Below are 13,203 nucleotides of genomic sequence, written 5' to 3'. Positions count from 1 at the left end.
TTTTATTAAATGGTTGTTTTTTCCTCGGCAGTAGCACCACCAAAATCATTAATTGCTTTCCAATTTACCTGTTTTATGTTCTTTGCTGGCAGAGGCCAGCTTAGTTGGCTAAAGGGTTTAATCATGCCCGCAGGTTTTATTTCATGTTGATCTACTTTAAGGTAAGAGAATGAAATGAAGTAAGGGGTGGGGTTCTCTGCGATCAATGAATTATTTTCCGTACGGAATTTGAGCTTTTTGTATGCGGTACTTGACTTTTCTGCTAAATTTGCAGGGCGGTAAAACAATTTAAACTTTGACTTAACTGTTATTTGCAATTGATTCTGATCTGATTTCACCGAGGTAGGAATAGACTTTACATTTAACCAAAAAAGTGATTCCCGATCTTGAGGCAGGTTACTTTCTATTTTTACAATACGCAGGATATTTTCATGGCCTGCTGTGAGTTTAAAGATGGGAGGAGTAACGATAAAAGGGGTTTTCGTATTGTCATTTTCATCTTGGATCCAAGATTGAATCAGGTAAGGGGCGTCTTTTTCCGGGTTATTTATAGAAATAGACGCTTCTTTTTTGTCACTCATGTAAATAACACGAGTTCCACCAATGACGACACCTGCGATAGCGAAATTTATGCTGATGATATATAGAAAAATTATTGTCAATAGACGTTGATACTGCACAGTAACATCTCCGTTTTATTATATTATTTTGTGGGATTTGCGGGCATCCATGCCCCGTACTTCTTTATTAGAAACAAAACGCGGATGAAGTTCTGTTCTAAATTTGGCCTGCTTTAGTTATAAACAATCGTAAAATTAGCGACTGCATCACCCGATCCTGGGCTAATTGCTTGAGCTGTTGCAACATATTTTGCAATGAACTTCAGTTCTGCGGTTTTTTGATCAGTAAAAGCCTGGAGTTTGGAAGCTTGTGCCAAAGGAATTAGCGTTGAATTATCTTCTTCATAGATACCAACAGCAACACCACCAGCAACTTCTTGACCTTTATCATTGGATAAAGCCAGAAGATTATTATTTTTACTGTCTATCTGCCCGTCAAATTTAACTTGTGCATGGGTATGCTCTGGTGGGCAATCACTCATTTTAATACTAAAGGGGGTGGCAGCCGCAGTACTATCTACACCACTAAATGCAGTTGAGCTAATTGTTCCCATGTTTACGTTTTGGTTCGCAGAGTCAGTATCGATTTTACAAGCATTAGAGATGATATTACCGGTAAAGTTAATCTTTCCGTCCGCTGCATTTGCTACAGGAATAAGTACAGAAGATACAAGTAAGGATGAAATAATCAGTTTAGCTTTCATTGTAAATAGATCCTAACCCTAACGTGCATGGCGTCAGGGAAGTAGAAATATTGATTTAATTGGAACTGTATAAACATCAATACAGCATGTAAATATTCATAGCTTTTATCCGATAACAACAACGATAACTCAAAATGTGTCTTTTTAGGGATAAAGTTAGGCGATCATAGCGATTAATTATGAAAAATCCAAAGAATGACTCGATAATATATTATATTTAAGATTTTTATCTGCATCTTTTACTTAAACAGGATTATTTTTTAATATTAATGTTATTTATTATATGTAATAAATCATTATGCTGGTCAATGAGAATATCTTTTAATTAATAATTGGTTAGAAAATTAATTGTGATTTATATCACAATTAATTTATTACACTTAAAAAGTTATTTTTTTGCTGTTCTATCATTTCTCGCTAATATTTTTTCTCCTTGAGAATGTTTATTCTAAGAAGTAAGTCATCTGGATTAAATGGCTCTATAGTTTTCTCATGTGAACTTTCTATTATAATTAACTCTGTAAGGAAAAAAATGAAACAGTTCGTCTTTGCATTAGGATTCTTGTCCATCGTGTTTGCAGTCGCGCAGCCCGTCTTAGCCACGGAAGTAGAGCAGAAAACCGTCACCAATGGTGCGGCGCTGATCGAATATTCGATGCGCGGGGAGGGACCGCTGATTGTGATGATTGCTTCAACCGGGAGGGGAACAGCGGAGTTTGCGCCACTCGCGAATCAACTAGTGGCACGCGGCTATCGCGTTGCTCTGCCCGAGCCGCGCGGAATCTCGGGGTCGACCGGACCCATGGAAAATGTGACTTTCCACGACTTTGCCGGCGATTTTGCGGCAGTAGTTGCGGCGGAGGGAGGTAAGGCAATTGTGGTGGGGCACGCTTATGGCCATTGGATCGCCAAGACGATTGCTTCGGATTATCCCGAAATGACGCGTGGCATAGTACTTCTGGCAGGGGCGGCGAAATCTTGGCCCTCGGAGCTCTCGGATGCGATCATGGTGATTAGTGATCCTGAATCCACTCGTGAGGAGCGGCTGACGAAACTTAGGCTTGCCTTCTTCGCGGCAGGCAATGATCCAACGCCTTGGCTTGAGGGTTGGCATGCTGATGTCATAAAAAGTCAGTCTTCGGCGCGCGAGCTAACCAATCGCAAGGATTGGTGGGCTGGCGGGGCGGTGCCAATCCTCGATCTACGGGCTGGTTCCGACCCGTTCCGACCTGAATCGTCTCGGATGGAGGCGAAGGATGAGTTCGGTAACCGTGTTACTGTCGCAGTGATTGACGGGGCCAGCCACGCGCTACCTGCTGAGAAGCCGATCGAAGCAGCGGATGCAATTGCGGATTGGTCCGACAAATTGAAATAACTTAAGGACAATATCTGGTTTCTATCAGGGCATTCGTAACGAATTTTGTTTTGGTGCGAATGCTCTAGGCAGAGACGATTCCAATAGGACAAATATAGATACCAGTTTTACACCTTTGCCGATGATGATCTGGAATAGGGGGTTGAGGTCCAGCCACGCAAAAAACCACGCTAAGAGATTATGTATCTGTTATATATGACTTTCTCTACCTTTCAAATTCAACCGAATTGATTAAAGAATCATACCAATCAAGTTGTATTAACAATATTAGTTACAACATACTTATAAAGATAACAACAACAAAAATATGACAGAACAACGAAAAACCAAACAAACTGCTATATGAAAATCCAGAAAGCCATTACAAGAAAATAATGGCTGGATCTGACGAGATTACTTGATTAGCAACCCAGTGGCAGGGATTGCTGTTATCAGCAATGCGACAATAGTGAGCTTTTCAGCCAGATGTAAGCTATTTTTCTGCGGGTTTTGGCGGCGTGCATACAAAAAAACAATAAGACCTGGCGCATAGAGAACAACAGACAATAGCAAATTCATCAAACCGGATGCATAAAGCAGCCATATGCCATAAATGCATGTTCCAACAGCAATGAGTAATAACCCCTTATTGCTACGATCAAAAGCGACTTTTAAAAGAAATGCTCCGACAAGGAAATAGGGTACTAAAATCATTTCTGATGCAATTGTCAGCAATGAATTGTAGTTGCTTCCACTCAACCAGATCAAAACGAGAGAGAGTTGTACCGCGCCATTAGTGAACCACAATGAAGATGATGGCGAATTATTGCGGTTTTGCCGGTTAAATACTTTTGGAAAAGAGCCGTGTTGGGCAGCGATAAATGGCACTTCGGCTGCCATGATTGTCCAACTCAGATAAGCACCACAGACGGAGACAATCAATCCGGCAGCAATAATGATTTCACCTGCGGAACCAACAAGTCCTACCATCAGGTTTGCCATTGATGGATTGCGCATTGCTGCTAACTCAGGTCGTGGTACTAATCCAAGGGAGAGTAGGGTGACCAAGATGTATATTGCTAACGCCGCAATGACAGCCAGCATGGTTGCAATACCCACATCTGTCCGTTTTTTCGCTCTGGCTGAAACCACAACAGCACCTTCAATACCAATAAAAACCCAAAGGGTAATTAACATGGTATCTTTTACTTGTTGCCAGACAGGAACCCCTAGATCGATGCCTTTAAAGTCGAAATGAAAGATATCCATTTTGAAAGCTATGGCGGCAAGTATGATGAAAGCACCTAAAGGCAGTAATTTTGCCATTGTCGCCAATTTGTTGATTCCGGCTGCGGTTTGAACGCCGCGGAGTACTAACCAATGTACGAACCAGAGTAGAATAGATTCTCCCAATAGGGACTGCCAAGTATTGCCGTCACCAAAGATGACAATGCCTTCTTTATCAGTAAAAAAACTTAGAGCGGCAAAAACGATAACCAGATAGGAAACGTTGGCAACGACTGCGCATAACCAATATCCCCAGGCAGAGCAGAAGCCTATTAGCTCACCAAAGCCCTCTTTGGCATAAGTGAAAATCCCTCCATCAAGATCCGGACGAAGACGAGAGAGCAGTAACAGTGCGGTAGCCAGGAACAGGATACCGACACTTGTTATTCCCCAGCCGATCATTAACGCTGCCGGGCTGGCGATTTCAGCCATATTCTGCGGTAAGCTGAAAACACCCGCACCGACCATAGAGCTGAGTACCAGAGCAGTAAGAGCTGTGAGACCTAGTTTCTTTTCCAAAAATATGTTCCTAATATGACATAAACTGCATTATTAACCAGTTTGTTATCCTGATCACAAAGGTGAACTGGGTATCGGGTTTTCATCGCTTCCAAGCTGTACAGGGCGGAGAAACAAACTGATTGAACCTAGAAATAGGGGGGGATTCTACGAAGGGTATGAGCTGGATGCAATGGTTTTCTATGCAAATAACTATAAAATTTATGCATTATTTGATGGTAAATTTAGTGAGATACAATTTGTTTTTATAAGCTGATATGAGTTACTTTTATCATGCTGTTTATTGTACTAAGGTAAATAGGTAATAAGCATGAATTACTATACCCGTCATCTTTCAAGTTGCCTCTTTGTTGGCTGCACTCGCTCACCCCGGTCACATAGTTATCTATGCTCCCGGGGATTCACTCCCTTGCCGTCTCGATGCATCTTGAAATCCATAGGGTATATATACCCGTCGTCTTTCAAGTTGCCTCTTTGTTGGCGGCACTCACTCACCCCGGTCACATAGTTACCTATGCTCCCGGGGATTCGCTCCCTTGCCGTCGCGATACATCTTGAAATCCATTGGTATAGTGTTATTACTAATTAAGTAATTTTTATTTTAATTTTTTCGATCGATCTCAAAATTTAATAAAAATAATTGTGAAAGATAAAGTTTTATCTCTAATTTACCTCTAGTTTTCATTTTGTTATGCAATATTATTGCTAAGTAATAATAATCTCTTGTTTTTATGTCATATTATTAAATTAATCTATTAGATATGTAATTTCATAATGTTATGAATATCTTATTAAATTAAAAAGATGTAATGTTTTTTAATTCGTTGATTTAATTTAAATATTTTTTCGATTTTAATTGATTTTGTTAATCTTATATTCAAGTTAATATATTTTTCATTGATTTTTCTATCAGTAACTAATTAATTTCCTACAATGTGATATAAAACTAATCTTATATAAAAATAAAAAAATCATGTTGACAACGACTGTTTTGATTTATATTGTTTGTGAAAATATTACTCTGTGATTTATTAACTTATTTTTCTTGTATATGTTTTTAATTTTCAGGAATGATTATATGTACGTATGCCAAAAAATATTCTTAGATGGTTAGAGGACAGTTGTCATTAAAATTTTTATCTTTTAGGTGCCGATGAATGGCTCAGTATTAAATATTCATAAAGGTTAGAACATATGAAACGTGTTCTTGTGGTGTCGTATTCCCAAAGTGGCCAATTGATCGAGGTGGTAAAAAGCTTAATTTCACCCCTGCAAGAGTCTGAAGAGATATACATCCGTGAAGTTATTCTGAAACCGATTCCAGAATTTGAATTTCCCTGGAAGTTTTCTAAATTTGTTGATGTTTTCCCAGAAACAGTGCAGTTACATCCGCCTGAGCTAGCGCCTTTGAATCTGGAAGACGAAGAACCTTTTGATTTGGTCATATTAGGCTACCAAGTTTGGTATTTATCACCTGCTCCTCCGATAGTGGCATTTCTTAAGAGTGAAGAAGGAAAGCGTTTACTTAATGGCCGACCGGTGGTGACAGTTATTGCTTGCCGCAACATGTGGTTGATAGCTCAGGAAACTGTCAAAAGATTGTTGCATGAAAGTGGAGCATATTTGCGCGATAATGTGGTCTTTGTTGATAAAGCAAACTTTTTTGCAACAGTATTCACAACCCCGATATGGCTAATGACAGGAAAAAGACAGCCATTCCCTAGCTTACCGCGGGCGGGCGTATCGGAGGAAGACGTTAAAGATGCTACACGTTTTGGTGATGCATTGTTGGCAGCGCTCAAAACGGATAAAGAGAAAGTTGATGCTCCAATGTTGAAAGGTATGGGAGCAGCGGTTGTCGACCAAGCTTTTATTTTCGGTGAACGTGCGGCGCATCGAGGATTTAGATTTTGGTCCGGGTTGATTTGCCGTGTGGGCAAACGAGGGATATGGGTAAGACGCTCTTTATTAGCGTTGTTTGTAACCTATTTAATATTGATGGTACTAGTTGTTTTTCCTATTTCAGTGGTTGTTCGCCGTTTGCTTACCCCATTACTTAAAGAACGTCTTAATGAGTTACAGAAATACTATGAACAACCTTCTGGTTCTGCCCGCTATGATGATAAGGAGATAAATAAGTAAATGAGTAACAACGTTTATATCACTAAAGTTTCCGCGTTTATGCCGGGAAACCCAATAGATAATAATACAATGGAATCTGTCCTTGGTTTTGTTGGTGGTCGTCCATCAAGATCTCGTCATATAGTCCTTCGCAATAATGGTATCAAATATCGCCATTATGCACTGGATCCGGAGACAGGTGAGACAACTTATACATCTGCTCAATTAGCGGCTGAAGCAGTAAAAGGCTTGGTTGATGAACACTTTTCTTTAGATGATATGCAAAGTCTGGCAGCAAGCAGTGGTACTTCTGATCAAATTATACCGGGTCATGGTGTCATGGTTCATGGAGAGCTCAAAAATAAACCCTGTGAAGTTATCTCAACTTCCGGTGCTTGTGCTGCCGGTATGACAGCGATGAAATATGCTTATTTGTCCGTTCTCTCGGGAGCGACAAGTAATGCGGTTTCAACAACGTCGGAAGTACCTTCCACTGTATTGCATGCCCGCAATTTCCAGAGTGAAAACGAAGCTCGGGTTGCAGAACTGGAACGACGCCCTGAAATCGCTTTTGAAAAAGATTTTCTGCGTTGGATGCTTTCTGATGGTGCCGGCGCTGCTTTACTTGAAAACAAACCTCGACCTGATGGTGTTTCATTACGAATTGATTGGATAGATATTTACTCTTTTGCTAATGAGCAAGAGACATGTATGTACTCAGGTGGAGAAAAGTTAGCAGATGGCAGTTTGAAAGGTTGGGCTCAAATGAGTCAGGCTGATTGGCTTGCATATTCTGTTTTCTGCATCAAACAAGATGTCAGATATTTAAATGAGAGGGTCGTTAAATTCACACTTACCGAACCATTGAGACGGATAGTTGCTGATCGTAACTTATCGGCAGAATCTATTGATTGGTTCTTGCCTCATTACTCATCTGAATATTTCCGCATGAAATTCTCCGAGGGTCTTGAAGATATTAATTTTGGTATTGAACAAGAGCGTTGGTTTACTAACTTATCAGTGAAAGGAAATACCGGATCGGCTTCTATTTATATCATGTTGGATGAGCTTATGAAGTCGGGTAAATTGAAGAAAGATCAACGTCTGTTATGTTTTATCCCTGAAAGTGCCAGATTCACAGGGGCATTCATGCACCTGACTGTCGTGTAAATATTTAATCTTAGTGTTAATGAAGAATGGGGAAACAACCTGTTTCTGTTTCCCCTTGTAATTGGTACATCTAGGAAAATACAGCGTGGAAAATTTAGAGAATCGTGTCAAAAGTGTTGTTGCAGAGCAACTTGGAATACCTGAAACCCAAATTCTTAATACACAAACATTCGAGGAATTAGGTGCCGACTCGTTAGATAATGTTGAACTGATTATGGCTCTGGAAGAGCATTTCGGGATAACTATTGATGATGAAGAAGCGGAAAAAATAGTGACGATACAGAACGCCATTGATTGTATCGATTCGAAATTAAAATCCTCTAACTAATTTGAATAACTTTATTATCTTTATAAATAAAAAAAGCACATATGATTATCATGTGTGCCTTTTTTTGGGTTAAATAGATTATTTAAACAAGTCTGCACTGATAGTGGAGGTTCCACCGCTGGATTGCCATTCACGGGTAATATGATAGTACTTAGCACCTTTAGCTGCGGCACGTTTAGCCACTTCATAGGAAACATCAGGCATGCTGTTGTAGTAACCTGAAAAGGTGATGGACTCAAAAGGAACCATCTGAGCAGCGCTGATTTTATTTAATTCTTGGATTTTTGTGCCATCAGGAAGCGTTACCGTGTAACGTTTACCTTTAGAATACTGGGTTTCAAAGAAGCGGCCAACAGAATTACTGGTTGAAGTTGAAGAGGCTAAACCAGGAATTTCTACTTTCTTAGCTGATGCGCCACCAGCAGCCAATGCAATGCGTCCAGAATCGGAATCTGCCGGGATAACAGCTTCATCAGCCTGAATTTGGCGTTTTGGCGCATCATCTTTATAAACATAAGCTGTCACTGTCTGATTACCACCATCATTGATTGCAACCTGACGAACAATAAAGAAAGCCGCAGCGCCTTTTTTCTTAGCTTCTTTTGCAATGGCTTCATTCAAATCGGGTTCATTGTCGTAAAAGCCGTTAATAGTGACTGTATCGAATGGTTCCAACGTTATAGCTTCTGCTTTGGGTAATTCTTTGATGCCGCGGAATATACGATATTTAGGTGAATTATCAATTTCCTCTGCATCTTTGTGATACAGATCAGCTGTAACGCGCAGATTGCCGCTATTATTTAGATCGTCAAGGCTTTGGATATAAAACCCATCTGCCCCCATTTTGTCTGCACGACGGGAAACCGCATCGGCAGCTTCATAAATAGCATTAAAAGGGCCTGTAACCGTAATACGTTTAAATGGTTTCAGCTCTGCCGCTTTCTCCGGGGATAACTCTTGAGCTGCTTGAACAGTGGTAATACCCGTTAATGAGAATACCGCTGCTGCAATGATCGTTGTTTTCAGCTTCATAAAAAATTCTTCCACCTTGCGCATTAAATAGTTGTAACTTGCTGAACATGGTTATGCATCACATAGCCGATAATTATTACATGTAATAATAGCTAATGTCCCACGAATTTATGCTATCAGTATGAATGAATGCAAGTTTATAGGATAGGGCGCCATAAGTTTTTATCAGCATAGCGAGTGGTTCAGTTAAAAGTGTGATTTGCACCGGGTAATACTACACCGGTAATACTAGTTAGTTATTTTACGCATTAGTTATCTATTATCGATAATATTTTCAATTTGTTATCAAAATATTTGTTGATAGATTTTACTGATGGCAGTAATAAAGTTAATTTAGTCGCTAAATTGACTGTAACAAGCAATAATCATCATTAATCTTAGGCTTTAGGAAGGGAACATTATGCGTATTGGTGTACCGAAGGAGCGACTTGCCAATGAAGCACGTGTTGCAGCCACACCGAACACGGTGGAACACCTGCTGAAATTGGGATTTAATGTCGTTGTTGAGAGTGGCGCAGGGCATTTAGCTAGCTTTGAGGATAGTGCTTACCAACAAGTAGGTGCTGAAGTTACTGATCGTCATAATATTTGGCGTTCAGATATTATTCTAAAGGTTAATGCTCCTGAGGATGATGAAATTGCATTAATGAAGGAAGGGTGTACGTTGGTTAGTTTTGTCTGGCCAGCGCAAAACCCTGAGTTAATGCAGAAGTTATCAGACCGCAAAGTCACGGTGTTGGCGATGGATTCAGTACCGCGTATTTCCAGAGCACAATCGCTGGATGCGTTGAGTTCTATGGCAAATATTGCCGGTTATCGTGCAATAGTTGAAGCCGCTCACGAATTTGGTCGTTTCTTTACTGGTCAGATTACTGCGGCAGGAAAAGTCCCGCCAGCCAAGGTGATGATTATTGGTGCCGGTGTTGCTGGTTTAGCTGCTGTGGGTGCTGCGGGCAGCTTGGGCGCGGTTGTTCGTGCATTTGATACTCGTCCTGAAGTTAAAGAACAAGTTCAGAGCATGGGGGCGGAGTTTCTTGAGCTGAATTTTGAAGAAGAGGCCGGTAGTGGTGACGGATATGCAAAAGTCATGTCTGAATCCTTCATTAAAGCGGAGATGGCGCTTTTTGCTGAACAGGCAAAAGAAGTTGATATCATTGTAACAACAGCGTTAATTCCAGGGAAACCGGCTCCGCGTCTTATCACCAAAGAGATGGTTGAATCCATGAAGCCGGGTAGTGTGATTGTTGATCTGGCCGCTCAGACCGGAGGGAACTGCGAATTAACGCAAGCAGATAAATTGGTTATTACTGCAAATGGTGTGAAAATTATTGGTTACACAGATTTGCCAAGCCGCTTGCCAACACAATCTTCACAACTCTACGGCACTAACTTGGTTAATTTGCTGAAGTTACTGTGCAAAGAGAAAAATGGCGAAATCAATATTGATTTTGACGATGTTGTTATTCGTGGCGTGACAGTTGTCAAAGAGGGCGAAATGACCTGGCCGGCGCCACCCATTCAAGTTTCGGTTCAGCCGCAAGCAAAACCGGCATCAGTTAAAGCAGAAAAGCCAGCGGCGAAACCCGTTTCACCTTGGTTGAAATATGGTTTATTGGCATTGGTTGTTATCTTGTTCGGTTGGTTAGCCAATGTTGCGCCAAAAGAATTCTTATCTCACTTTACTGTTTTCGCGTTGGCTTGTGTGGTGGGTTATTACGTGGTCTGGAATGTCAGCCATGCATTGCATACACCGTTAATGTCGGTAACTAATGCCATTTCGGGGATTATTGTCGTTGGGGCGTTATTACAAATTGGTGATGGTGGATGGGTAAGTTTCTTCTCATTTATTGCTGTTCTTATTGCCAGCATTAATATCTTCGGTGGCTTCACTGTCACTCAACGCATGCTGAAAATGTTTCGTAAGGACTAAGGGGTAACTAATGTCGAGTGGAGTCGTTACAGCAGCATATATTGTTGCCGCCATTTTATTTATTTTCAGCCTGGCAGGTTTATCTCGTCATGAAAGTTCTAAACGCGGAAATATTTTTGGTATCACCGGGATGGCAATCGCGTTGATTGCGACTATTTTCGGGCCTGATACCGGAAGTGTTGTCTGGGTTATTCTGGCGATGGTGATCGGTGCGGTGATTGGTATTCGTCTGGCAAATAAAGTTGAAATGACCGAAATGCCGGAATTGGTTGCTATTCTGCACAGTTTTGTTGGTTTGGCCGCCGTGCTGGTCGGTTTTAATAGCTTTATTGCTCACGATAGTTTTGCAGAACCCGTGATGGAAAATATCCATCTGACGGAAGTTTTCTTGGGGGTTTTCATTGGTGCGGTTACCTTCACCGGTTCTGTTGTGGCATTTGGTAAATTATGTGGAAAAATTTCCTCTAAGCCGTTGATGTTGCCAAATCGTCATAAATTAAACCTTGCAGCGCTGGTGATCTCTTTTGTGCTGTTGATGACTTTTGTGAAAACGGAAAGTACAGGTCTGCAAGTGTTCACGTTGTTGCTTATGACAGCAATTGCATTGGTGTTTGGTTGGCATTTGGTTGCTTCCATCGGTGGTGCTGATATGCCAGTGGTGGTTTCAATGCTGAACTCCTATTCGGGCTGGGCCGCGGCAGCGGCAGGTTTCATGTTGAGCAATGATTTGCTGATTGTAACGGGTGCACTGGTTGGTTCTTCGGGGGCGATTCTCTCTTACATCATGTGTAAAGCCATGAATCGGTCTTTTATCAGTGTGATTGCCGGCGGGTTTGGTACTGATGGTTCTTCAACCGGTGATGAGCAAGAGATGGGCGAGTACCGTGAAACCACAGCGGAAGACGTTGCTGAACTATTGAAAAACTCAACTTCTGTTATCATCACGCCGGGGTACGGTATGGCTGTTGCACAGGCGCAATATCCGGTACATGACATCACGGACAAACTACGTGAGAAAGGCGTCAACGTCCGCTTTGGTATTCATCCCGTCGCGGGGCGTTTGCCTGGGCATATGAACGTGCTGTTGGCAGAAGCAAAAGTGCCTTACGACGTTGTTCTTGAAATGGATGAAATCAATGATGATTTCTCTGATACCGATACTGTGTTGGTCATTGGCGCCAACGACACTGTTAACCCTGCGGCACAGGAAGATCCCAATAGCCCAATTGCGGGTATGCCCGTTCTGGAGGTTTGGAAAGCACAAAATGTTGTTGTGTTCAAACGCTCAATGAACACAGGTTACGCCGGTGTGCAAAATCCACTGTTCTTTAAAGACAATAGCCAAATGTTGTTCGGTGATGCGAAAGCGAGTGTAGAGGCAATCCTACGTGCACTGTGATTTTCTATCGTTTTAACTTACAGATTTGATAGATTTACTGTCTCTTAGTCAAATTTCTTGATTAAGAGACAGAGATTACATCCGTTGTTTACTTAATTTACGGTTCACTAGTTATTAATGTTTAAGTTAGTGCTTCTTATATTTGATTTCTCTCTGGTGACGGAGAGCCACGATGTAACGAGTATTACTTCTGGGAAGCTCTTTGTATAGCAATACATAGCCTGTACCGCCAAAAGGGATAATTAATTCAAAGAATGGATAAATTTCTGTTGGCCGTCCAGCTAAAACATTAGATTCCAGTGCTTGGATATGTTTGCTAATGATATTAAATGCCGACTTTGCAGCCGCTGTATCGCGTTGATGTAAAAAATCAATAAGGCGATTTATATCTCTCATGGCTGCTGGAGTGACTATTACAGATGGCATTCAGGGGGTTCCTTGTCCTCGCCACGAGCAAGAGCATCCAGCCAATTGCAAAGTTCACCGCCAGTTAAATGCAAGCCGGTAGTTTCATATTCTAACCAGGCGTTTTGGGCATCGCGTAAAAATTGTTGTCTGGCCTCCAAAGTATCAATTTCGCTTTCAATTGAACGTACCATAAGAGAATGGGCAGAAATGCCTTGTGCATCAGCCAGTGCTTTAATACGTGTTTTCAACCCTTCATCTAAGCGAAGGGTTATTGTCTGTTTCGTTTGTTTATGCATAGCCTTCTCACAATGATATCACTAGTAATACAAAT

Annotated in this window: 14 protein-coding genes; 6 read left to right on the top strand and 8 right to left on the bottom strand. The window is 41.2% G+C overall.

The window, feature by feature from the left end; translation table 11 throughout:
• Positions 1 to 5: 5 nt before the first annotated feature.
• Both AAC155_RS00570 and AAC155_RS00565 read right to left on the bottom strand, forming a co-directional pair.
• Positions 6 to 680 carry a fimbrial biogenesis chaperone gene (locus AAC155_RS00570; protein ID WP_113040613.1) on the bottom strand — a complete coding sequence of 225 codons (675 nt, stop codon included), beginning with the start codon at positions 678 to 680 and terminating at the stop codon, positions 6 to 8.
• A gap of 113 nt (positions 681 to 793) precedes the next feature.
• A complete protein-coding gene (locus tag AAC155_RS00565) occupies positions 794 to 1,324 on the bottom strand; it encodes a fimbrial protein (RefSeq protein ID WP_113040612.1) in 531 nt (176 codons plus the stop codon).
• 532 nt (positions 1,325 to 1,856) lie between these two features.
• On the opposite strand from AAC155_RS00565, the gene AAC155_RS00560 reads away from it, so the two are divergent.
• The gene (locus tag AAC155_RS00560) at positions 1,857 to 2,699 is read left to right on the top strand and encodes an alpha/beta fold hydrolase (protein WP_113040611.1); all 843 of its coding nucleotides are present in this window, start codon (positions 1,857 to 1,859) and stop codon (positions 2,697 to 2,699) included.
• 393 nt (positions 2,700 to 3,092) lie between these two features.
• Here the strand turns inward: AAC155_RS00560 and AAC155_RS00555 are convergent, their stop codons facing one another.
• The 3 genes from AAC155_RS00555 to AAC155_RS00545 all read right to left on the bottom strand — a co-directional run bounded on the left by AAC155_RS00555 (position 3,093) and on the right by AAC155_RS00545 (position 4,988).
• Positions 3,093 to 4,484: an amino acid permease gene (locus AAC155_RS00555; RefSeq protein ID WP_113040610.1), complete on the bottom strand. Its 1,392-nt coding sequence runs from the start codon at positions 4,482 to 4,484 to the stop codon at positions 3,093 to 3,095.
• A 245-nt stretch (positions 4,485 to 4,729) separates the two neighbouring features.
• Positions 4,730 to 4,861 (bottom strand): hypothetical protein, encoded by a 132-nt coding sequence (locus AAC155_RS00550; RefSeq protein ID WP_262405092.1) that lies wholly within the window; start codon positions 4,859 to 4,861, stop codon positions 4,730 to 4,732.
• 4 nt (positions 4,862 to 4,865) lie between these two features.
• On the bottom strand, positions 4,866 to 4,988 hold the full coding sequence (locus AAC155_RS00545) for a hypothetical protein (protein WP_262405091.1): 123 nt from the start codon (positions 4,986 to 4,988) through the stop codon (positions 4,866 to 4,868).
• A gap of 690 nt (positions 4,989 to 5,678) precedes the next feature.
• Here AAC155_RS00545 and stlC point away from each other — a divergent pair.
• The 3 genes from stlC to stlE all read left to right on the top strand — a co-directional run bounded on the left by stlC (position 5,679) and on the right by stlE (position 8,103).
• Positions 5,679 to 6,626 (top strand): stilbene biosynthesis aromatase StlC, encoded by a 948-nt coding sequence (stlC, locus tag AAC155_RS00540; protein WP_113040609.1) that lies wholly within the window; start codon positions 5,679 to 5,681, stop codon positions 6,624 to 6,626.
• The gene (gene stlD, locus AAC155_RS00535) at positions 6,627 to 7,775 is read left to right on the top strand and encodes a beta-ketosynthase StlD (protein ID WP_113040608.1); all 1,149 of its coding nucleotides are present in this window, start codon (positions 6,627 to 6,629) and stop codon (positions 7,773 to 7,775) included.
• Positions 7,776 to 7,860: 85 nt separating this feature from the next.
• A complete protein-coding gene (gene stlE, locus AAC155_RS00530) occupies positions 7,861 to 8,103 on the top strand; it encodes a stilbene biosynthesis acyl carrier protein StlE (RefSeq protein ID WP_113040607.1) in 243 nt (80 codons plus the stop codon).
• Positions 8,104 to 8,181: 78 nt separating this feature from the next.
• Here the strand turns inward: stlE and ydgH are convergent, their stop codons facing one another.
• Complete coding sequence (gene ydgH, locus AAC155_RS00525; RefSeq protein ID WP_113040606.1) at positions 8,182 to 9,135, bottom strand: DUF1471 family protein YdgH; 954 nt, start codon at positions 9,133 to 9,135, stop codon at positions 8,182 to 8,184.
• A gap of 400 nt (positions 9,136 to 9,535) precedes the next feature.
• Here ydgH and pntA point away from each other — a divergent pair, with 400 nt between their 5' ends.
• Positions 9,536 to 11,065, top strand: a complete 1,530-nt coding sequence (gene pntA, locus AAC155_RS00520) for a Re/Si-specific NAD(P)(+) transhydrogenase subunit alpha (protein ID WP_113040605.1) — start codon at positions 9,536 to 9,538, stop codon at positions 11,063 to 11,065.
• Positions 11,066 to 11,075: 10 nt separating this feature from the next.
• Positions 11,076 to 12,464, top strand: coding sequence for a Re/Si-specific NAD(P)(+) transhydrogenase subunit beta (pntB, locus tag AAC155_RS00515; RefSeq protein WP_113040604.1), 1,389 nt, complete (start codon positions 11,076 to 11,078; stop codon positions 12,462 to 12,464).
• Between the two features lie 126 nt (positions 12,465 to 12,590).
• On the opposite strand, the gene AAC155_RS00510 is transcribed toward pntB, so the two are convergent.
• Positions 12,591 to 12,890, bottom strand: a complete 300-nt coding sequence (locus AAC155_RS00510; RefSeq protein WP_113040603.1) for a type II toxin-antitoxin system RelE/ParE family toxin — start codon at positions 12,888 to 12,890, stop codon at positions 12,591 to 12,593.
• A complete protein-coding gene (locus AAC155_RS00505; protein WP_113040602.1) occupies positions 12,878 to 13,168 on the bottom strand; it encodes a CopG family ribbon-helix-helix protein in 291 nt (96 codons plus the stop codon). Before AAC155_RS00505 ends, AAC155_RS00510 begins: the two co-directional genes overlap by 13 nt.
• Positions 13,169 to 13,203 lie beyond the last annotated feature (35 nt).

The sequence above is a fragment of the Photorhabdus sp. HUG-39 genome (assembly GCF_963878365.1).
Taxonomy (GTDB): domain Bacteria; phylum Pseudomonadota; class Gammaproteobacteria; order Enterobacterales; family Enterobacteriaceae; genus Photorhabdus; species Photorhabdus kayaii.
The sequence above is the reverse complement of the archived record's forward strand: the minus strand, read 5'-3'. Positions and strand labels throughout refer to the sequence as shown.